The 20,912-nt window shown below is 67.9% G+C and carries 20 protein-coding genes; 7 read left to right on the top strand and 13 right to left on the bottom strand.

Annotation, left to right across the window (positions count from 1 at the left end; translation table 11 throughout):
• The first annotated feature begins 53 nt into the window (after positions 1-53).
• The 5 genes from AB0H36_RS06460 (at position 54) to AB0H36_RS06480 (ending at position 7,897) form a co-directional block, all read left to right on the top strand.
• Positions 54-1,397, top strand: coding sequence for an extracellular solute-binding protein (locus AB0H36_RS06460; protein WP_360517511.1), 1,344 nt, complete (start codon positions 54-56; stop codon positions 1,395-1,397).
• Positions 1,397-2,350 carry a sugar ABC transporter permease gene (locus tag AB0H36_RS06465; protein WP_360517514.1) on the top strand — a complete coding sequence of 318 codons (954 nt, stop codon included), beginning with the start codon at positions 1,397-1,399 and terminating at the stop codon, positions 2,348-2,350. Before AB0H36_RS06460 ends, AB0H36_RS06465 begins: the two co-directional genes overlap by 1 nt.
• Positions 2,347-3,225 (top strand): carbohydrate ABC transporter permease, encoded by an 879-nt coding sequence (locus tag AB0H36_RS06470; protein WP_360517517.1) that lies wholly within the window; start codon positions 2,347-2,349, stop codon positions 3,223-3,225. Before AB0H36_RS06465 ends, AB0H36_RS06470 begins: the two co-directional genes overlap by 4 nt.
• 54 nt (positions 3,226-3,279) lie before the next feature.
• The gene (locus AB0H36_RS06475) at positions 3,280-5,538 is read left to right on the top strand and encodes a glycosyl hydrolase family 65 protein (protein ID WP_360517520.1); all 2,259 of its coding nucleotides are present in this window, start codon (positions 3,280-3,282) and stop codon (positions 5,536-5,538) included.
• 70 nt (positions 5,539-5,608) lie between these two features.
• Entirely contained in the window at positions 5,609-7,897 is a 2,289-nt protein-coding gene (locus tag AB0H36_RS06480) for a glycoside hydrolase family 3 N-terminal domain-containing protein (protein ID WP_360517523.1), read from the top strand.
• Here the strand turns inward: AB0H36_RS06480 and AB0H36_RS06485 are convergent.
• From AB0H36_RS06485 to AB0H36_RS06500, 4 genes are all read right to left on the bottom strand, one after another.
• Positions 7,881-8,240 (bottom strand): hypothetical protein, encoded by a 360-nt coding sequence (locus AB0H36_RS06485; protein WP_360517531.1) that lies wholly within the window; start codon positions 8,238-8,240, stop codon positions 7,881-7,883. The genes AB0H36_RS06480 and AB0H36_RS06485 overlap by 17 nt on opposite strands.
• A gap of 218 nt (positions 8,241-8,458) precedes the next feature.
• Complete coding sequence (locus AB0H36_RS06490; protein ID WP_360517534.1) at positions 8,459-9,094, bottom strand: SMI1/KNR4 family protein; 636 nt, start codon at positions 9,092-9,094, stop codon at positions 8,459-8,461.
• Between the two features lie 8 nt (positions 9,095-9,102).
• Complete coding sequence (locus AB0H36_RS06495; protein ID WP_360517537.1) at positions 9,103-9,402, bottom strand: MFS transporter; 300 nt, start codon at positions 9,400-9,402, stop codon at positions 9,103-9,105.
• A 66-nt stretch (positions 9,403-9,468) separates the two neighbouring features.
• Positions 9,469-10,260 (bottom strand): SDR family oxidoreductase, encoded by a 792-nt coding sequence (locus AB0H36_RS06500; RefSeq protein ID WP_360517540.1) that lies wholly within the window; start codon positions 10,258-10,260, stop codon positions 9,469-9,471.
• Positions 10,261-10,411: 151 nt separating this feature from the next.
• On the opposite strand from AB0H36_RS06500, the gene AB0H36_RS06505 reads away from it, so the two are divergent.
• A complete protein-coding gene (locus AB0H36_RS06505; RefSeq protein ID WP_360517543.1) occupies positions 10,412-11,431 on the top strand; it encodes a sigma-70 family RNA polymerase sigma factor in 1,020 nt (339 codons plus the stop codon).
• 24 nt (positions 11,432-11,455) lie between these two features.
• A complete protein-coding gene (locus AB0H36_RS06510) occupies positions 11,456-12,715 on the top strand; it encodes an AlkA N-terminal domain-containing protein (RefSeq protein WP_360517585.1) in 1,260 nt (419 codons plus the stop codon).
• Here AB0H36_RS06510 and AB0H36_RS06515 read toward each other — a convergent pair whose 3' ends face one another.
• From AB0H36_RS06515 to AB0H36_RS06555, 9 genes are all read right to left on the bottom strand, one after another.
• The gene (locus tag AB0H36_RS06515) at positions 12,716-13,495 is read right to left on the bottom strand and encodes an isocitrate lyase/phosphoenolpyruvate mutase family protein (RefSeq protein WP_360517546.1); all 780 of its coding nucleotides are present in this window, start codon (positions 13,493-13,495) and stop codon (positions 12,716-12,718) included. It abuts the gene before it with no gap.
• Positions 13,492-13,788: an antibiotic biosynthesis monooxygenase gene (locus AB0H36_RS06520; protein ID WP_360517549.1), complete on the bottom strand. Its 297-nt coding sequence runs from the start codon at positions 13,786-13,788 to the stop codon at positions 13,492-13,494. Before AB0H36_RS06520 ends, AB0H36_RS06515 begins: the two co-directional genes overlap by 4 nt.
• A gap of 277 nt (positions 13,789-14,065) precedes the next feature.
• Positions 14,066-14,356 (bottom strand): proline racemase family protein, encoded by a 291-nt coding sequence (locus AB0H36_RS06525; RefSeq protein WP_360517552.1) that lies wholly within the window; start codon positions 14,354-14,356, stop codon positions 14,066-14,068.
• 39 nt (positions 14,357-14,395) lie between these two features.
• A complete protein-coding gene (gene purU, locus AB0H36_RS06530; RefSeq protein ID WP_360517555.1) occupies positions 14,396-15,259 on the bottom strand; it encodes a formyltetrahydrofolate deformylase in 864 nt (287 codons plus the stop codon).
• A gap of 15 nt (positions 15,260-15,274) precedes the next feature.
• Positions 15,275-16,645: an L-serine ammonia-lyase gene (locus AB0H36_RS06535; RefSeq protein ID WP_360517558.1), complete on the bottom strand. Its 1,371-nt coding sequence runs from the start codon at positions 16,643-16,645 to the stop codon at positions 15,275-15,277.
• Positions 16,645-17,217 carry a sarcosine oxidase subunit gamma family protein gene (locus AB0H36_RS06540; RefSeq protein WP_360517561.1) on the bottom strand — a complete coding sequence of 191 codons (573 nt, stop codon included), beginning with the start codon at positions 17,215-17,217 and terminating at the stop codon, positions 16,645-16,647. The genes AB0H36_RS06535 and AB0H36_RS06540 overlap by 1 nt, the downstream gene beginning before the upstream one ends.
• Positions 17,210-20,083 (bottom strand): sarcosine oxidase subunit alpha family protein, encoded by a 2,874-nt coding sequence (locus tag AB0H36_RS06545; protein WP_360517564.1) that lies wholly within the window; start codon positions 20,081-20,083, stop codon positions 17,210-17,212. Before AB0H36_RS06545 ends, AB0H36_RS06540 begins: the two co-directional genes overlap by 8 nt.
• Positions 20,080-20,367, bottom strand: coding sequence for a sarcosine oxidase subunit delta (locus AB0H36_RS06550; protein WP_360517567.1), 288 nt, complete (start codon positions 20,365-20,367; stop codon positions 20,080-20,082). The genes AB0H36_RS06545 and AB0H36_RS06550 overlap by 4 nt, the downstream gene beginning before the upstream one ends.
• A 29-nt stretch (positions 20,368-20,396) precedes the next feature.
• The coding region (locus AB0H36_RS06555) for an FAD-dependent oxidoreductase (RefSeq protein ID WP_360517570.1) at positions 20,397-20,912 on the bottom strand (516 nt) is incomplete at its 5' end.

A 20,912-nucleotide genomic window follows, 5' to 3' on the forward strand; every position in this document is an offset into this window, starting at 1 on the left:
GAAACGATCAAGAGCTGCTCTACGGCGACGTACCGCCACCGGAAGGGACGACTATGTTCAGTCGCAGCAATGTGATCAAGGGGGTGGCCGCCACCTCGGTTGTGGACCGCCGTACCCTCCTCAAGGCGGGCATGTTCGCCGGTCTTGGTTTGGCGGCCGCGCCCGCGCTTGCCGCCTGCGGCAACGGCTCCTCGGGCGGCTCCTCGGGCGGACCTGGATTGACCTGGGCAGGTTGGGACGGTCCACCCGCGTCGGAGCGGTTCCGTCAGTTCTCCGAGAAGATGACCGGCCAGTTGGGGTTCAAGGTCACGTACCAGCAGGTGGTGGGCGACTACCTCGCCAAGTTGCTGTCGCAGTTGTCGGCCAAAGCTGCTCCGGCTGCCTTCTACGTCGGTGACATCTACATGGCCAAGCTGATCGAGACCAAGCAGGTACTCGACCTCACCAAGTACCTGGACAGCGGAGACGCCGCGGTCAAGCTCGATGACTTCTACGACGGGCTGTACCAGTGGTGCAGGCCCGCCGATGGCAGCCCCGGGCTGTTCGGGCTGCCCGTGGACTGCAATCCGGCCGTGATCTGGTTCAACAAGGACCTTCTGGCCGCCGCAGGTGTCACCGCCGACCCGGCTGCGCAGTTCGCTGCGGGCACCTGGACCCAGGACGCACTGACCGACATGTTGGACAAGATCCGCGCCACCAAGAAGAAGGGTTTGCTGATCGGTAGCGGCTGGTACGACTGGTTCGGATGGATCACCACCTTCGGCGGCACGCTCTTCGACGAGTCCGGTAAGGCGGTGTTGGACGCCGACCCCAAGTCGCTGGAGGCTTTGGCTTGGTTGTTCGAGCAACTCAAGTCCGGAAACATCACCTACACCGGCTCCCTACCCCAGGGGCAGAGCGGTGACGTGCTGTTCTACGCCAACCAACTGGGCAGCATCGCCACCGGCCGCGTGATCCTGCCGAACGTGAGGAAGCTGAAGTTCGGCTACGACATCGCCCCGTTCCCGTCCTTGTCCGGTAAGGACATCATGCCGGTACCGGTCAACACGGCAGCGCTCTCGGTCAACGCGAACACCGAGAACCAGGACCAGGCGCTGAAGTTCCTCGGCAACTTCGTGAACGCCGGGGGGCAGGAGTTCCGGCTGGCCGACGGCGGCAACGCGGTGCCTTCGGTGAAGGGCCTGGAGAAGATCGTCACCGAAGGCGATGACCCGGCGCACGGAAAGCTGTTCAACGACGTGGCCGCCAAGGGCTACGCCGTTCCCAGGGCGATCGCGGGCAAGCCGACGGTCCTCACCGAGCTGCCGCTCCTGGTGGACAAGATGTTCAAGGCGGGCAACGAGACGCCGCAGTCGTTCAGCGGCAAAGTGGTCCAGCTGATCAACGGCACCAACTGATGGCCGTGCTGACCGCCGGGTCCCAGAACGCTGCGCAGGCGGGGATCCCGGACCACGACCGGAGCCGCGTGCGCCGGCGCCGTCGCCGCAAGGAGACGGTCGCGGGCTACCTGTTCCTGGCTCCCCAGCTGTTGGGTCTGGCGTTGTTCATGGTGGGCCCGCTGGTGTTCGCTCTGGTGCTGGCGTTCTACCACTGGGACGGGTTCGGCACCCGCTCCTTCGCCGGCCTGTCCAACTTCGTGGATGTGCTGTCCGACCCACGTATCCGGCGCTCGGCGGTGAACACTGTCTGGTTCACGGTGCTGCAGGTGCCGGGACTGATGCTCACGGGCTTCTTCTTCGCGGTGCTGATGCAGCGTGCCGGAAAGCTGACCTCGGTGTACCGGCTGGCGTTCTTCGCCCCGGTGATCACCTCCTCGGTCGCGGTCGCGGCGATCTGGCTGTGGCTGTTCAACCCCGACATCAGCCCGGTCAACCACGCGCTGAGCGCGATCGGGCTGCCCGCGCCGAACTGGCTGCAGGACGCCCGGTTCGTCATCCCCGCCTTCGCGCTGGTCGGGATCTGGCAAGGCCTGGGCTACCAGCTGGTGATGTTCATGGCCGGGTTGCAGAGCATCGACCGCACGTTCCTGGAGGCCGCCGAGCTGGACGGATGCTCGGAGTGGCGAAAGTTGCGGCACGTCACCATCCCGCTGCTGTCTCCGACCATCCTGTTCCTGTCGATCACCTCGATCATCGGCTCGTTCCAGGTGTTCGACTACATCTACGTCTTCTTCGGTACCGCGGCCCCGGACGCCGGCCGCACCGTCGTCTACGAGATCGTCCAGCTCGCCTTCGGGACGTTCGACTTCGGGCAGGCGTCGGCTCTCGCCTTCCTCCTGTTCCTGGCCCTGCTGGGGGTCACCGGCTGCCAGCTCGCAGCCCAGAAGAGATGGGTCCACTACACAGAATGAGCGCCTTCTCCGACACCACCGGCCAGGCGGTCACGACCGCCAAGGCCCGCGCCGGGCGCGCGCCGCGCACACTGCTGCTGCACGCGGTCCTGCTCGTCGGCGGCGTCGCCATGGCGCTGCCGTTCGCCTGGATGCTGTTCTCCTCGTTCAAACCCCTGGGCGAGATCTTCATCCAGCCGCCCAAGCTGCTTCCGCAGGACTGGGACCTGCAGGGCTACCGCACCGCGCTCGGTGGCGCCGACTTCGTCCGCGGGTTCTGGAACAGCACCTACATCGCGGTGACGGTCACCGTCCTGTCCCTGCTCAGCTCGGCGATGGCCGCCTACGCGTTCGCCCGGATCGAGTTCTGGGCCCGCCGTGGGCTGTTCATGGTCTTCCTCGCGACCATGATGATCCCTGGCCAGCTCACGATCATTCCGCTGTATATCATCATGGGCTGGCTCGGCTGGGTGGACACTCACACCGCGCTCATCGTGCCGTCCGCCCTGTTCAACGCCTTCGGTGTCTTCCTGTTACGCCAGTACATCAAAGGCATCCCGTCGGAGTTGGAGGAAGCCGCCCAGCTCGACGGCGCCGGCCGGATCCGCACCTTCGTGACGATCGTCCTGCCGCTGCTGCGCACCCCTCTCACAGCCTTGGGGATCTTCACCTTCCTCGGTCAGTGGAACAGCTTCTTCTACCCGCTGATCTTCCTCAACAGCTCGGACAAGTTCACGTTGCCGTTGCTGGTCAACCAGTTCAAGGGCCAGTACACCTCCGACTGGCCCGCGCTGATGGCCGCCACCACGTTGCTGGCCGCACCGATGCTGATCATGTTCGCGATCGCCCAACGCCAGATCGTCGAGGGCATCGCCCTGTCCGGCTCCAAGTCCTGAGCCACTGCCGGCCCATATCTCCCCAACAAGACCCAGCCATGGAAGGGCGATCGCTTGACCTCCCACGGAGATCCCTCCGACCAGTACAACCCCACCCACGCCCTGGGACCTACGGGGTCCCAGCCCGACGCCGAGTGGACGCTGAGTACCACCGAAACAGACGACGACAATGCGCCGACCTTCCTCGGCAACGGCTATTTCGGCGGCCGGATCCCCGCAGCGGGGATGGGATACGCGACGACGCCGGTCGAAACCCAGGCGCACCTGGCCGGGTTCTTCGCCGAAGACGGCCCGGTCGAGAAGTTCGCGAACATCCCGACCTGGTCCACGCTGGCGTTCTCCGACGAGTCGGGCACCTTTGGCCGGCTGCCACAGACGGCGCAGGCAGATGAACAGGATGAGTGGGAGCACGGGGCGGTGAGCAACTACCGGCAGACGCTGGACCTGCGGGCCGGGTTGCTGACTACCCAAGCTACGTGGACCTCGCCGGCGGGCCACCGTACAGATCTCAGTTACCAGGTACTGGTCCACCAGGCGCGGCATCGGGTGGCCGTAGTACAGCTCACCTTCACCCCCCACTGGAGTGGAAGCGCGCGCGTGTCCGGGATCTTCGACGGCACTAGCGCAGGGCTGACCGAACGGTCGAGCAAGGGGTACGACGGCGCGGCGGCCGAGGCGCATGAGGCGGTGACCACGCTCGGCACGGGGATCAGCGCCGCGCTCGCGTTGCGGCTGAACCTGCCCACCGGGGTGGCGGCAGACGTCGCCGAGTTCGAGACAGACCAGGTTCAGTCGGTCGGTGTGCAGGCAACGTTCGATGTGAAAGCCGGCAGCACGTACACGGTCACCAAGTACGTCGGCGTGGCCAGCTCCCAAGACTCCGAAGACCCGTTGTCGGCTGCTCGCGCCGCCGCGGCGGCCGCGGCGGACACCGGGTACGGCGACCTGCTGGCCGAGCATGAGGCGGCGTGGGCCGACCTGTGGCGGGCCGATATCGAGGTGCTGGGGGATCCCGTGCTGCAGCTACAGGTCCGCGCAAGCATGTTCTACCTGCTGGAGAGCACCCGCGCCGGGGTGGACTGGAGCCTGTCCCCGTGCGGCCTGTCCGGCGACGGCTACAACGGGCACGTCTTCTGGGACGCCGAGACCTGGATGTATCCAGCGCTGCTGGCCCAGCACCCGAATATCGCGGTGGGTATGAACACCTATCGACAGCAGCGTCTGGCCGCGGCCCGGGAGTATGCGACCCGAACAGGATTCGCGGGTGCCAGGTTTCCCTGGGAGAGCGCGCTGCGAGGTGACGAACAGACCCCACCCGGCTTCGAAACCGGTGACCTCGAGCACCACATCATCGCCGACGTCGCACTCGCCCACTGGCAGTACTACCTCGCCACCGGCGATCGCGGCTGGCTCGCCGAGAAGGCGTGGGCGGTGCTGGAGGGTGCCGCCGAGTTCTGGGTGAGCTCCGCCGTACCCGACGATGCCGGCGGCTACGAGATCAACCAGGTGATGGGTCCGGACGAATACCACTTCCCGGTCGACAACAGCGTCTACACCAACGTCGCGGCCGCGGGGACCCTGCGGATCGCCACCCAGGCGGCGAAGATCGTGGGCGTGGCCGCAGACCCGGAGTGGGATCGGGTCGCTGACGGCCTGCGGGTCCCGCTCGACGAGGATCTGGGCATCCATCCGCAGTACGACGGCTACGACGGCGAAATCGTCAAGCAGGCCGACGTGGTAATGCTGCAGTATCCCTGGGAGCACCCGATGCCGGCCGACGTCGCGCGGAACGATCTCGACTACTACGTGCCGCGCACCGACCCGGACGGTCCGTCCATGACCGACTCCATCCACGCGATCGCCCACGCCGCACTGGATACGCCCGGGTCCGCATCCTACGACTTCATGCGGCGCAGCGTGGACCCGTTCATACGCGGACCGTTCAACCAGTTCGCCGAGGAGCGGCACGGAGGAGTATTCACCTTCACCACCGGACAGGGCGGTTTCCTGCAGGTGTTCCTCTACGGCTTCAGCGGGATGCGCTGGCGTGAAGACCGACTCAGGCTCGACCCGACCCTGCCACCTCCCTTGGACGGCCTCACACTGCGCCGGATGCTGTGGCAGGGACGCGAGTTCGACGTCGCGATCGGCCCGGAGCACACCACGATCACGCTGACCGGAGGGCTCCCGACGAGAGTTGAGGTAGCGGGCGCGACACATCCACTGCGCCAGGGCACACCGCTGATCGTGGCGACGCGCCGGCCTGACCTGCTGCCCATCAGTGACCTTACTGGCGCGTCGAGGAGAGCGTGACCGCAAGCTCGCGTCGGATGCATAGTCTCGACAGAACCCCGGTTCAGAACGCACAGGAAGCCCACTGACCATGACCTCGCCGACCTACCGGGACGCTTCGAGACCGCTCGAGGAGCGCCTCGAGGATCTCCTCGCCCGCATGACGCTGCCGGAAAAGGTCGGACAGATGCTGCAACTGGACGCCCGGGACGACCTGGAAGACGTCGTGGCCACGAAGCTGGCCGGGTCGATCTTGCATGCCTCGCCCGAGCGCATGCTCGCCGCCGTCGAGCTGGCGGCCTCCACCAGGCTGGGTATCCCGCTGCTCACCGCTGACGACTGCATCCACGGCCATTCGTTCTGGCCGGGTGCCACGATCTTCCCCACCCAGCTGGGAATGGCCTGCACCTGGGATACCGAGCTCGTCGAGCGGATGGCCCGGGCGACCGCGGTGGAAGTCGCCGCGACGGGTATCCATTGGACCTTCTCACCGGTGCTGTGCATCACCCGCGACCTGCGATGGGGCCGGGTGAACGAGACCTTCGGGGAGGACCCCCTGCTCATCGGGGAGCTGGGTGCTGCGATGGTCCGCGGGTATCAGGGAGCGGGACTGGACGACCCGACGGCAATCCTGGCGTGCGCCAAGCACTTCGCGGGCTACTCGGAGACGCAGGGCGGACGCGACGCGAGCGAGGCGGACCTGAGCCGGCGCAAGCTGCGCTCCTGGTTCCTGCCGCCGTTCGAGAGAGCTGCTCGCGAGGGCTGCCGCACGTTCATGCTCGGCTACCAGGCGATGGACGGGGTCCCGATCACGGCGAACAAGTGGCTCTTGAACGACGTCCTCAAGGGCGAATGGGAGTTCACCGGCACGCTCGTGACCGACTGGGACAACGTGGGCCGGATGGTGTGGGAGCAGAAGGTCTGCGCAGATGCCGTCGAGGCAGCAGTGGTCGCGGTGCAGGCCGGAAACGACCTGGTGATGACCACGCCGGACTTCTTCGAGGGCGCCCAGGAAGCAGTCGCGCAGGGGCGACTGGCAGAGGAGACGATCGACGAGGCCGTCCGGCGGATCCTGCGGCTGAAACTGGAACTGGGCCTGTTCGAGGACCCCCGCGCGCCGGACCGGGCACGCCAGGCCGACGCGATCGGGTGCGCCGAGCACACCGCCCTCAACCTCGAACTCGCCCGGAGGTCGCTGGTGCTGTTGCGCAACGACGGCACCTTGCCCCTCGACGGCGGATCGACCGCCGACGGTCAGGGTCGACCGGTCACCGCTGGGGGCCCGCGCACGATTGCCGTGATCGGTCCCAACGGCGACGACCCGCAGGCCATGCTCGGCGACTGGGCCGGCGCATCCGGTCAGGTGGACTGGATGCCGGACGGGCACCCGCGCGAGACCGTCACCACGGTGCTCGACGGGTTCCGTGCAGCCGTTCCCGACGAGTGGACGGTCACCTACGCCCGAGGCGCCGACATCGAGCGCCTCGTACCGGACCCGCAAGGACCGATGTACCCCGACGGACAGCCACGTCCGCCCCTGTTTGCGCCGGCTCCAGTGGACGAGGCTCTGATCGCGGAGGCGGTCAGCGTCGCGCGCGCAGCTGATTACGTTGTCGCCGTTGTCGGAGACACCGTTGCGTTGACGGGGGAAGGTTGCTCGACCGCGACCTTGGAACTGCAGGGCGGACAGGTCGCCCTCCTCGAGGCACTCGCCGCTACTGGCACACCCGTTGTCGTGGTGCTGCTCCACGGCAAGCCCGCAGTACTCCCCGAGTCCGCGCTGGCGGCGGCAGCGCTGATCGAGGCGTTCAACCCCGGCATGCGCGGCGGTCAGGCGGTGGCCGAGCTCGTACTTGGTCTGATCGAGCCGTCGGGACGCCTGCCCCTGTCAGTGCCACGCCATGTCGGGCAGCAGCCTGTCTACTACAACCAGGTGCGCGGCCAGCATGGTGACCGTTATGCCGACCTGACCCAGGAACCACTTTTCGTCTTCGGGGAGGGCCTGTCCTACAGCACAATCGAGTACGCCGACCTGGCCCTCCTCGATGAAGTCGTGGCATTGGACGACGTGGTTCGCGCCGAGGTCACCGTCTCCAACACCGGCGACCGACCGGTGCTGGAGACCGTGCAGGCCTACATCAGCGACCTGGTCACGAGCGTCACGTGGGCAAAGCAGGAACTCAAGGCCTGGCGACAGGTCGCGGTCCCTCCCGGTGAGAGCGTGCGGGTCCAGCTGGCGATCCCCGCCGCGGAATGCTCCCTGGTCGACGCGGAAGGGCGACGGATCGTCGAGCCCGGAGAATTCGACCTGCTCGTCGGCCACAGCTCACGCGCCGCCGACCTGCTTCGCGCCCGTTTCGCCCTCAGCCAGCATCACTGAACATGTGCGGAATCGGGCGGCCAAGCATCGCTGACCGAGCGTCGGAGTGCCCGCCAATGTGAGCTGCGCGTGCAAGCCGGTGTCGTTTCGCACAACCCACCTGTGACCACTTGATCTTGGTAAGTGAGGCGAACCAGTAGATGCGAAAGTCCTCGTCGTCTCCCTCGGCTGTGAAGGTGGGCTCGTCGCACATCTCCACAACGAGGTCCACATCATCGGGCTTCGTGCCGTACTTGTAGGCGTGGGCTGTGTCCCGGACGAGGTCTCGGACGGTCAAGCTTCGGTCGCCGTCCCGCCACAGCGTGACGGCTTGGCGTGCGATGTCGGTCAGGATGTCGTGCACGGTCTTCCGGTGGTATGAACCGCGCAACCCGTGGACGAGTGCCTTGAGTACGGCGGGCTTCGGTTGTGACTGCAGGACCGCCCCGCATCGCATGAGCATCCAGGCTTCCGGCTCGATGATCCAGTCGTCGCCGAAGTGCTCGTCATCGCCGAGGTCGACCTGGAGGCGTTCGCGAGGTACTGCTCGGCCTCGACGTACTCGGGGTCGTAGATCGAGCCCTACACCGCGAACCACCGCAGGTAGCCGTCGTCTACGTCTGGAAGCTGCGGCGAGAGCCGCTGCTCCGGCCAGACGGCTCCGTTTGAGTAGGTTCGGAGGGCCGGTCGGCCGTCGACGAGCGCGGCCGCGACGTCGTCGAGCATCTCGCTGACGCTGCCCCACCAAGGCGCCGATGCCCCGCCGCCCTCGGGGTACCACTCCCAAACAAACCCGAACTGGTCGCCGTCGCGTAGGTCGACGTAGAGGTGGCCGGCGTCGCCTGCGGCTGCGATCGGTAGAAAGCTGTCGAGCCATTCCGTCGTCGGCCGCCCGGCCGGATCGCAGGCACCTGGCCAAGGGCCGGGCCCGCTGATCCGATGCTGGATCTTCTGCAGCATCTGCCGCGTAGACAGCATGTCCTTCACTGGGACCAGGTTGTAGAGGGTCGGGATGAGTGAACCTTGGATGGCGCGGTGCTCTGTGCCGTTGGCGAGCTCGAGCAGTGCGACCAAGTCAGCTGGAAGCGGGCGGTTGATCGCCGCTTCGAGGTAGCGGAGATCGACGGCCGTAGCGGGTGGGTTGATCAGGGTGGCCGTGGCCTGATCGTGCGCGGTAAGCCAGTTGATGATCCGATGCCAGGATGTGGTGACGTCCATGCGACCGGTCAGATCCGGCTCTGGGTGGCGGTCGGCCGACGAATGAGCAGAGCCCGGGCGCCGATCAGGAGCTCGGCGGAGCCCGCCACGCCCGCGATCAGTGAGGCGGCCGAGAACAGGATCAGCCCCGTCACCAGCATGCGGCGGCGTCCAAGGAGGTCGGCCAATCTGCCGCCGAGCAGCAGGAATCCGCCGAGCATGAGGCCGTACGCGATGACGATCCACTGCACGGTGCTCTGCCTGATGCCGAGGTCCTGCTGGATCGAGGGCAGGGCGACGTTCACGATCGCGATGTCGAGCACGACCATGAACTGCGCCGCGCAGGACAGTAGGAGGACATCCCCTTGCTCGTGTGTGCTTTGGTTGCTTGGCTGTCAGTCATCGAGGCCGCCCATGGTCAGGTTGACCGTGGTTCCCGTCATGCCGCCGGCCTTGTCGGAGGCCATGAAGGCCGCGACGTCAGCCAGCTCGTCGAGAGTCATGAGCCGTCGCGGATGCGTCTTGCTGGCGAGCATCTCTTGCCACTGGTCCCAGGTCAGGCCGGATGCCTTGGCGCGAGGCTCATAGGCCTCCCTGATCGTGCGGGTCTCCGGCATGCCCGCTGGCCGCAGACCGACCACGCGAATGCCGTGTGGTGCCAGCTCGGCGGACAGACCGCGGGTGAGTGCCTCCTTGGCGGCCTGCGCCGGGCCGTAGCCTCCCACCAAGGGGATGCCCGTTCGCGAGTGGAGCGCGGAGACGCTCATGATCACCCCCGCCCTGTTCGGAACCATGCGCCGGGCGACCAGGCGTGCGGTCAGGAAATACGATCTCGTGTACGTCGCGATCGGCAGCGAGAACCGCTCGACATCCAGCTCGGTCAGCGGCACACCCACGATCTCCGCATTCGGGATCCCGACCGCGTTGAACGAGATGTCGACGCGGCCCGCCCGATCGATCACGGACTGCAGATGCTCGTCCACAGCCTGCTCGTCGAGAGCGTCGACCTCGGCCGCCTCGGCGGATCCGCCGGCCGACACGATGTCCTTGGCGACCACCTCGACCGGCGCCGGCCGGCGCCCGGTGAGAAACAGTTTGGCCCCTTCGCGGGCAAAGGCGACGGCGACGGCGCCGCCGATACCGCCCCCCGCTCCGTAGATCACCGCAACTTTGTCTTTCAGCATCATCTCTGGTCCCGTTCTGTGCCTGGGTGGTCCGTCGATGATGTAGGCACCGCGATGCCGGGAAACTGGGCGCCGTCCAGCCGCCCAGTTCGCTCTTCGGCCGGTGTCTGTACAGCATGGGAGAGCGACAAGCTGCGGGAAGTAGGTGAGGTTGGTGACAGCCGACCTGATGAGCCGGGCACGGGCCGGGGACGGTGACGCCTTTCGGGAGCTGACCGAGCCGTATCGCCAGGAGTTGCTCGTGCATTGCTACCGGATGCTCGGATCGTTCCAGGACGCCGAGGACGCACTCCAGGACACGTTGCTGGCCGCCTGGCAAGGTCTTGACGGGTTCGAGGGCCGCGCCGCACTGCGCACCTGGCTGTACCGAATCGCCACCAATCGGTGCCTCAACGTGCGTCGCTCGGCGAGCCGGCGCCCGGCCAAGGAGTGGGACGTGCCCAAGGTTGGACCGCCCGAGCCGACCCGGCTCGGCGAAGTCGTCTGGCTCGAGCCGTTTCCGGACGCGCGAATCGAGGGTGCGACCGAGACGCCGCCGGGCCCGGAGGCACGCTACGAACAGTCCGAAGCCATCTCGTTGGCCTTCGTGACTGCCCTCCAGGTGTTGCCACCTCGTCAGCTCGCCGTCCTCATCCTGCGCGACGTCCTCGCCTACCGCGCGAACGAGGTGGCCGACATGCTGGACACGACCGTCGAATCGGTCAACAGCGCCCTGAAGCGAGCGCGCGCCGGCCTGCAGCGCCACCGGCCGCGGACCGCCGAACCGCCTCCCGCCTCGGGCTCAGCGTCCGAGGACGCGATCGTGGCGAACTTCGTCCGCGCGTGGGAGTCCGCCGATCTCGACGCGCTGGTGGCCCTGCTGACCAACGACGTCTTCGTGTCGATGCCACCGATGCCTTTCGAGTACGTCGGCCGAGACGCCGCGGCCCGGTTCTGCGCCGGCATCTTCGGCTCGGGCCGCAGGTTCGACCTGGTGCGGACGCGAGCCAACGGTCAGCCGGCGTTCGGGGCCTACCTGCGAACACCCACCGGCGTCCGCCACGGGGTCGGTCTTTACGTCCTCACCCTCAGCGGCGACCGAATCTCCGCCATGACCCGCTTCGAGAACACCGTGCTGCCCTGGTTCGGCCTCCCACGATCGCTGCCAAGCCGAAGTGTCGGCGGGCGCGGTTAGCGTGGTCGGGTGGCGTATTCGGCGGTGCGAACGACCGGGATCTACTGTCGGCCGGGGTGTGGGGCCAGACCGTTGGCGGAGAATGTGCGGACGTTCGAGCTCGCGGCCGCGGCGGAGGCCGCGGGTTATCGCGCCTGTCTGCGGTGCCGGCCGTACCGGATCGCGGGGACGGTTGCGGACGAGGCGCCCGAGCTGGTCTGCCGGGCCGTGCAGTTGATCATCAGCGGCGTGCTGGACGAGTCGGGTGAGGCCGCGCTCGGTGCCCGGGTCGGGCTCTCGGCGCGGCACCTGCGGCGGATCTTCCACGAATACCTCGGTGTCACGCCCGACCAGTTCGCGCGATCGCGACGCGCCCACTTCGCTCGCCGGTTACTGGACGATTCCGAGCTCAGCATCGCGGACGTCGCGTTCGCGTCGGGGTTCGGCAGCCTGCGCCAGTTCAACCGGGCCATGCGCGAGATCTTCCGCGCATCACCGCGCGAGCTCCGCGAACGCCGCCGTCACGGCGACCGCCTGGCCGCGGATGGAGGTCTGGTACTGCGTTTGCCGTACAACCCGCCGTACGACTGGGACGCGATGGTCGCCTTCCTCGGCGCGCACGCGATCCCGGGTGTCGAGTCGGTCGAGGACGGTGTCTACCGCCGGACCATCTCGCTCGACGGTGATCCCGGTGTGCTCGAGATCGGCCCGGGCGATGCCGACCATCTGTTGCTCAAGGCTCATCTGCCGTATTGGGAAGGCGTCATCCATGTCGCCGAACGCGCTGCCCGCCTGGTCGGCCTGCATTCCGAACCCGTCCTCGCCCGGGCGTTCCTCGCCGAGGATCCGGTCGTCGGTCCGTTGGTGGCGGCTCGCCCGGGCGTTCGCGTGCCGGGTGCGTGGGGCCCGTTCGAGGTCGCCGTCCAGGCGGTAGTTCGCGATCACCTTCCGGACCTGGCCGCGGACGACGTACTCCGCAAGCTGGTCGAGGTGCACGGGTTGCCGGTGCCGGGGCTCGGCCATGGGCTCACCCATGCGTTCCCGTCCGCGGAGACGCTTGTCAGCGCGAATCCTGAGCTGGTCGCACCGCTGGCCCAGGAGGTTGCTGCAGGCAACGTCTGGCTGGACGGCGGGGAGGACGCCGAGGAGCTGATCCGTTCGCTGGCGGTGGTGCCGGGAGTGAGCAGGAAGGCGGCGCATCAGGTGGCGATGCGACTCGGCGCTCGCGATGTGTGGCCGCTCGAGGGGGAGTCCGAGCACTTGCGCCCGTGGCGTTCACTGGCGGCCGCCTACCTGCTCGCGTGATCAGCGCAGCAGCGTGTTGTGTCTGCCGAGGTCGGCCGCCGTGCTCAGCGTTCGATACGTGCCGGTCGACAGGAGCTCTTGCGCGGCAGCCGCGGCCAAACCATAGGCGCCGGCTGTGATCGCGGGCCCGACGCTGATCCTGGCCACCCCGAGCTCGGCGAGTTCGGCGACCGTCGGTGCACCTGGTCCGACCATCACGTTGAGCGGCAGTGGTGATTCCTCGACCAGCTTCCGAATTGTCGGTGCATCGACTACGCCGGGAACGAACAGCACGTCCGCGCCGGCCTCGGCGTACAGTTTCGCCCGTTCGATCGTGGCGATGCCGTCGCCGAACAGGTACGTGTCCGTACGAGCGTTGATTACCAAATCGATGCCGGCTGCGACGGCAATGGTGCGAGCGCCTGCGATTCTCGAGGCGTGCCGGGCCGGATCGACCAGCGCACCGTCTGCGCTGTCCTCGAGGTTGATGCCTACGGCACCCGCTTCGATGACGTCGGCAACTGTCGCCTCGACGTCGCCGTACCCGGACTCGATGTCCGCCGTCACCGGAATCGACACCGCCGCGACGATCGACCGGAGCGCCGCCATGGCCGTCGTGCGGGTCAGTCCGCCCGCGTCTGTCACACCTGCGGCCCACGAGACGCCGGCGCTCGTCGTCGCGATCGCGCGGGCTCCCGCGGCCTCGATCGCCCGGGCCGATCCGGCGTCCCAAGCGTTCGGCAGCACCAACGGCGGCTGCTTGTGCAGGGCCCGGAGCCGCCGGGCCGCGTCCGACGTCACAGGCTGACCACCAGTTCGTGGTCGATCTCGACGAACTCGACGATCAGGTCGGCGAACTTTCCGGCGATCAGGTCCCGGTACGCCGCCGATCCGGTGTGCGCGTCGTACGCCGCCTGGTCCAAGAAGTGCTCGACGAACAGCAGGTAGTCGGGGTTGGCCGGATCGCGGTACACCCGGAACGACAACGTCCCGTCCTCGACCGCCGGAGCCTGCGGCGCGAATGCCTGCACGATCTCCTCGGCCGCCGCCTGATTGCCGTCCTTCAGTTTGATGGGGAACACCTTTGCCAGCACTTTCGATCCCTCCTGGGTTGACTTGAGCCCCTTAAGACTCGCCCGCCCACCACCCCCGCGTCTGGCCATATCCGGTCATGATTGTGCGGCGGCAGGACGTCGTGACGCCTGCTCCGAAACGAATTGCGTGAGGAGTACGACGCCGCTGCGGCGGAGGAGCGGTGCCCGAGAAGGCGCTCGCTTCGTTGCCGATCGAGCTGAGGATCAGATGGGGTTGGTGACAAGCGCCATCGCGTACGCTGCGGTCAGGCTAGGTGTTGAGTGGCGACGACGGTGCTCACAGGCTGGTCTCGCCCCAGATGTCGCCCATCGTGAAGCCTCGTGGGAACGGGTCGCTCGGATCCAGCAGGACCTGGGTGATGCCGGTGATCCACGCCCGCCCGCGGATGGACGGTACGACGGCGTCGCGGCCGTGCATGCGTAGCTTCTCGTGCAATAGTCCGACGAACGTCGTACCGGCTGCGCTCTCGTGGACGAACGGAACCTCGAGCCCGAGCTCACCGCACGCATGCATCACGAGTACGCCGCACATCGCTGGGTGGCCACCTGGCTCGCGGAGCAGGAGCATGCGGAGGTCGGCTTGCCCTGCATGATCGATCCGTTCTGGTCAGCGGAGGATGACGGTGCGGTTGCCGTGGAGGAGCACACGGCCTTCGCAGTGCCACCGGATGGCCTTCTGCAGCGCTCCCGCCTCGGCATCCCGGCCGACGGCGACCAGATCCTCGGCGTGGTGCCGGTGGTCGACCTCAATCACTTCCTGGGCGATGATCGGGCCTTCGTCGAGGTCGGCGGTGACATAGTGTGCGGTGGCACCGACCACCTTCACGCCACGGGCATGGGCCTGGTGGTAGGGCTTCGCGCCCTTGAAACTCGGCAGGAACGAGTGGTGGATGTTGATCACCCGGCCACCGAGCTGGGCACACAGCTCGTCCGAGAGCACCTGCATGTAGCGCGCCAGGACCACCAGCTCCGCGTCGTACGCCGCCACCAGGTCGATGAGCGTTTGCTCGGCCTCGGGCTTGTTCGCCGGGGTGACGGGCACGTGGTGGAACGGGATGCCGTGCCAGGCGACGAGGCCCTCGTGATCGCGGTGGTTGGAGACCACCGCGACGATGTCGATGGGAAGGTCACCGGTGCGGGCGCGGTAGAGCAGGTCGTTCAGGCAGTGGTCGAACTTCGAGACCATCACCAGCACTCGGCTCAGGCGGTCGGCCCGTTCCAGCCGCCACGACATGGAGAACCGCTCGGCGACCGGCGTGAAGTCGTCCCGCAGTTGCTCGGTGACGTCCACGCCGTCGGCGCAGACGACGTGTACGCGCATGAAGAAGTGGTTCTCCAGCCGGTCTCCGAACTGCTGGTTGTCGACGATGTCGCAGCCGTGGTCCAGCAGGAAGCCGCTGACGGCGTGGACGATGCCCGGTGACTCCGGGCAGTCGAGGGTGAGGACGTGTTCCAGGGTTGCATCGCTCATGGCGTTCCTGCCGATTCAGCACTCGATCACGTTGACTGCGAGGCCGCCGCGGGCGGTCTCCTTGTACTTCGTCTTCATGTCCCGGCCCGTGTCGCGCATGGTCTTGATCGCCTTGTCCAGGCTGACCTTGTGGCTGCCGTCGCCCTTGATGGCGAGCCGTGCGGCGTTGACCGCCTTGACCGAGGCGATCGCGTTCCGCTCGATGCACGGGATCTGCACCAGACCGCCGACCGGGTCGCAGGTGAGGCCGAGATTGTGCTCGATCCCCACCTCGGCTGCGTTCTCCGCCTGTTCCGGTGTGCCGCCCAGCACCTCACACAGGCCGGCCGCGGCCATCGAACACGCCGAGCCCACTTCGCCCTGGCAGCCGACTTCGGCGCCCGAGATCGAGGCGTTGGTCTTGAACAGCACGCCCACCGCCGCGGCGGTGAGCAGGAAGCGCACGATGCCGTCCTCGTCCGCGCCCGGCACGAACCACACGTAGTAGTGCAGTACGGCGGGGATGATGCCGGCGGCGCCGTTGGTCGGAGCAGTGACGATCCGGCCGCCGGCGGCGTTCTCCTCGTTCACCGCGAGCGCGAACAGGTTGACCCAGTCCATGACGTGCAGCGGGTCCCGGCCCGACGACTCGGAGAGTTCCTGGAACAGTGCAGGTGCCCGGCGCGGGACCTTCAGGCCGCCGGGCAGGACGCCCTCACGATGAAATCCGCGCTCCACGCACTCCGCCATGACAGACCACAGATGCAGCATGCCGTCGCGAATTTCCTGCTCGGAGCGCCAGGCCTGCTCGTTGGCGAGCATGACGTCGCTGATGGACATGCGCTCGCGGGAGCAGATGTCCAGCAGTTCCGCGCCGGTGCTGAAGGGAAACTTGATCGGGGTCTCGTCGGGGACGATCCGGTCGGAGCCTGTGGCCGACCCGTCCACTACGAACCCGCCGCCGACCGAGTAGTACGTCTTCTCGAGCACCTGCGTTCCGAGTGCGTCGTACGCGGTGAAGACCATGCCGTTCGGGTGTGCCGGGAGGCTGCGCCGGCGGTGCATGACCAGATCCTCGTCAAGGTCGAACGGTACGGCGTGAGCGTCGTTCAGCCGCAACCGGCCTTCGGCCCGCAGCCGGTCCAGCCGCAGGTCGGCAAGGTCGGTGTCCACGGTTGCCGGGTCCGCGCCTTCAAGCCCCAAGACGACCGCCTTGGGTGAGCCGTGCCCGTGGCCGGTGGCGCCGAGCGAGCCGAACAGTTCGGCACGCACCCGGGCAACGTTCGGCAGCACGCCGGCTTCGGCGAGCCGGCCGGCGAACGTCTTTGCCGCGCGCATCGGTCCCACGGTGTGCGACGAGGAGGGGCCGATGCCGACGGAGTAGAGGTCGAACGCGGACAGCGCCATCAGCCTGCGTACTCCCGGATCGCGTCCAGCAGCCAGCGGGCGACGTAGTCGGCGAAGCTCGAGCGCGGCAGGAGCCGGTACTGGTTGTCGCCGATCTGCCACAGCAGCACCGGCACTCTGGCCAGAGTGGTGGCGACAGCGTGGCCCGGTCCGAACGAGCGGGGGTGCAGATCTAGTGGGCAGCCCTTCTCGAGGGCAGCGCGTGCCTGTGGTCCCGTGATTTCGATGACCGTCCGGTTCGCCGAGACGTCCAACGCCAGGCCAGGGTCTTCGCCGATGGCAGCCTCGAGCTGGTCGGCCAGCGCGACCGGGTCGTTCCTGGTGACGACGAGCCACTCGTCCGGGCCGAGCCAGAGTGTCTGCCCGCTGGTTTCCCCGCAGTTGGTCGGCAGCGGCGCTCCGAGGACGGCGGCGACGCGCTCGGCGGCCGGTGCGGACGGATCCACCCGCAGGCTGATCATCCCGAGGAAGGGCGTCTCCGACACGCTCACCGTTGCTCCGGCCGAGGCTGCGGCCAGCTGATCGGCAAGGTGCTCCAACGGGCTCCGCCGCAGGTTCGTCAGGTCAGCCATCTCGCTTTGTCCCTTCGGGGTCGTACAACACGGGCGAGGTCACCTCGACCTCGACCAACCGGTCGCCGACCGGTGCCAGTAGCACCTCGCCGAACCGATCGCGGCCGCCCTCGACGAGAGCCAGCCCGAACGGCCTGTTGAGTGCCTCGCTGTGGTAACTCGACGTCACGTGCCCGAGCATCGGCACGGGCCCGTCGACTGCAGTTGCGGGTGCACCGGGCGCGACGAGTTGTGTCCCCTCGGGCAGCCGGGTACTGCGATCTGTCGGCAGCACACCGACGAGGTGCTTGCGGTCGGTGCGCGAGGTGTCCGGGCGGCTGTACGAGCGCCGGCCGACGAAGTCCTTGACCTTCGAGACGACCCACTCCATCCCGGCGTCCTGGGGCGTCACCGTGCCGTCGGTGTCCTGCCCGACGATCGGGTAGCCCTTCTCGGCCCGCAGTACGTGCATCGTCTCGGTCCCGTACGGCGTGATGCCAAGGCCGGCGCCAGCTGCGTGGACCTCCTCCCAGACCGCGCGCCCGCACCAGCCGGCGACGTTGATCTCGAAGGCGAGCTCGCCGGAGAACGAGATCCGGCAGATCCGGGCCGGGATCCCGGATGCGAGCGTGGTCTCCCGAAGGGTCATGAACGGGAAGGCCTCGTTGGAGACGTCGAGCTCCGGAGCCACCTGGGCGACGACCTCGCGGGACTGCGGCCCGACGACTGCAACGGTGGTCCACTGCTCGGTCACCGACGTGCAGACCACGTCGAGTTCGGGCCACTCGGTCTGCAGCCACTCCTCGAGCCAGTCCAGGACCCCCGCGGCACCTCCCGTGGTGGTGGTCAGGAAGTAGCGGTCCTCGGCGAGCCGCAGCGTCACGCCGTCGTCGAACATCATCCCGTCCGGCCTGCACATCACGCCGTACCGGGCCGACCCGACCGGCAGCTTCTTGAAGGCGTTGGTGTAGATCCGGTTCAGGAACTCTCCGGCGTCGCGGCCGCGGACCTCGATCTTGCCGAGAGTGGAGGCGTCCATCATCGCCACGCCGTTGCGGGCGGCCCGGCACTCACGCCGTACCGCGGCGTCCATGTCCTCGCCCGGCTGCGGGTAGTACCAGGGCCGCAGCCATTGGCCGACGATCTCGAACTCCGCGCCGTGCTCGACATGCCAGGAGTGCACCGGCGTGGTCCGCTCGGGGTCGAACAGGTCGCCACGCTCACGTCCGGCGAGGGCTGCGAACGGGATGGGGGAGTACGGCGCCCGGTAGGTGGTGGTGCCGATCTCGCCGAGGTCGGACTCGGCCAGTGCTGCGGCGATCACCCCGATGGCGACGACGCCGGACGTCTTGCCTTGGTCCTGGCCGGTTCCGATGGACGTGTAGCGCTTCACATGTTCCACACTGCGCATGCCCGCGCCGGTGGCTCGCCAGACGTCGGCGACGGTCTGGTCGCGTTGCTGGTCGACGAAGTGCTGGTTCCACTCACCTGGCTCGCCGTCGATGCCCGGCACCAGCCAGACTGGTCGTACTGCTCCGTTCCAGCCGCCTGCGCCCCGGGGTGTCGTCACCTCCGACAGGTAGCCTCGACGTCGTGCCGCCGCAACGCCCGCGACGCCTCCAGCGCCGAGGTTCGCGTTCAGGCTGAACTCGCCGGCTGCGGAGCCGACCACGAACTGGTTGCGTACGGCACCGAAGGGGACGAACGCTGCGATCCGGGCGTTCCAGGTCAGCCGCCCCTGGCGCTGACTGTGCAGGTGCACGACCGGACTCCACCCGCCCGAGACGGCGACCGTGTCGCAGGCGACGGTCGACCGTTCGCCGACGAGCTGTCCCTCGGCGTCGATCGAGCTGATCTCGACCGCGGACACCCGCGGGTCTCCGTGTGTTGCCACCAGGACTGTGCCCAGGTCCACGCGGACGCCAAGCGAAGCGCAGGCGGCGGCGCGGTCTGACGGCGTCGGCCGTGCATCCAGCACTGCGGGCACCTCGACGCCGGCCGCGAGCAGGTCGGCGACGAGTGCGTAGGCGCTGTCGTTGGTCGTCGCGACGACCACCTTGCGACCGGCGGTGACGGCGTACCGGTTCAGGTACGTGCGGACCGCATCCGCGAGCATGACGCCGGGGCGGTCGTTGCCGGCGAAGACGAGCGGCCGCTCGTGGGCACCGGTGGCCAGGATGATCTGGCCGGCCCGGATGTGCCAGAGCCGTTGCCGGGATACGTGAGCCGGGGGCTCGTCGAGGTGGTCGGTCCGTCGTTCGACGGCCAGGACGTAGTTGTCGTCGTAGCTGCCGAAGGCCGTTGTCCGAGGCAACAGGGTGACTTCTGCGGATTCCTCGAGCCGGGCAGTGACCTCGGCCACCCACTCCAGCGCAGGCCGGTCGTCCACGAGCTCCTGGCCGCTGGACAACAGCGATCCACCCAGCTCCGACTGTTCGTCGACAACGAGCACCCGGGCGCCGCCGGCCGCGGCCGCGTCGGCTGCCGCGAGGCCGGCCGGTCCGGCCCCGATCACCAGGACGTCGGTGTGCACGAACTTCTTGTCGTACTGCGCCTGGTCCGGTGCGGGATCGAGATGCCCAAGTCCGGAGAGCGTCTGCGCGCTGAGGCCGTCCACCAGTTCGCGGACAGTCGCGGGCACCATGGGCTCGGAGCAGTCACCACCGATCTGCAGCAGCGCGTTCGGCTCCTCGACGCCGGCCGCGACGATCCCGCGGGGCCGCTTCCGGTAGATGGATGGGCCGACCCCGATCTGTCCGTGCGCCAGCAGCGCGGACGCGATCGTGTCGCCGGGATGGCCGACGTACTCGACGTCGTCGACGATGAACGCGAGCTCCCGGCTGCGGTCGATCCGGCCGCCGACGGGGAGCCTTCGGGACTGCGTCATCGTGCGCCTCCTGGCTGGGCGGGTGGAACCGCGCCGGTGTAGACCGCGTGGACTTCGTGGGTCGCGGTGTCGCGGACGACGTTGAACCATCGGCGGCAGCCGGCGCTGTGTGACCAGCGTTCGGCGAACGGGCCTTTGGGGTTGTCGCGATAGAACAGGTACTCCGCCCATTCCTCGTCAGTCAGCGCAGACGGGTCCTCGGGGTACGGCACGTGGGCCTGGCCGCCGTAGTGATACTCGGTCTCGTCCCGTGGTCCGCACCACGGGCACTTCAGCAGCAGCATCGGAGGTGCTCCTTCTCGGGCTCTCGGGCTCAGTGGGCGACGGCCGCGGCGCCGTGCTCGTCGACGAGTGCGCCGGTGACGAATCGCTCCAGGCCGAACGGCCGGTTCAGTTCGTGCGGCTCGCCGGTGGCCATCGTGTGCGCCATCGCCCAGCCGGCGGCCGGCGTGGCCTTGAAACCGCCGGTGCCCCAGCCCGCGTTGACGTAGAGGTTGTCCACCGGGGTGGCCCCGATGATCGGCGAGGCGTCCGGGGCGACGTCCACGATGCCGCCCCAGGTCCGCAGCAGGTGGGCGCGGCCGAAGATCGGGAAGAGCTCCAGCGCAGCGGCCATCTGGTGCTCGATGACGTGGAAGGATCCGCGTTGCCCGTAGCCGTTGTAGGCGTCGACGCCGGCGCCCATGACCAATTCGCCCTTGTGGGCCTGGGAGACGTAGACGTGGACGTGGTTGGACATCACCACGGTCGGATGGACCGGCTCGTAGAGCTCGGAGACGAGCGCCTGCAACGGGTGCGACTGGACCGGCAGCCGGAAGCCCGCCTTCTC

This window comes from Kribbella sp. NPDC050820, from assembly GCF_040653975.1.
Taxonomy (GTDB): domain Bacteria; phylum Actinomycetota; class Actinomycetes; order Propionibacteriales; family Kribbellaceae; genus Kribbella.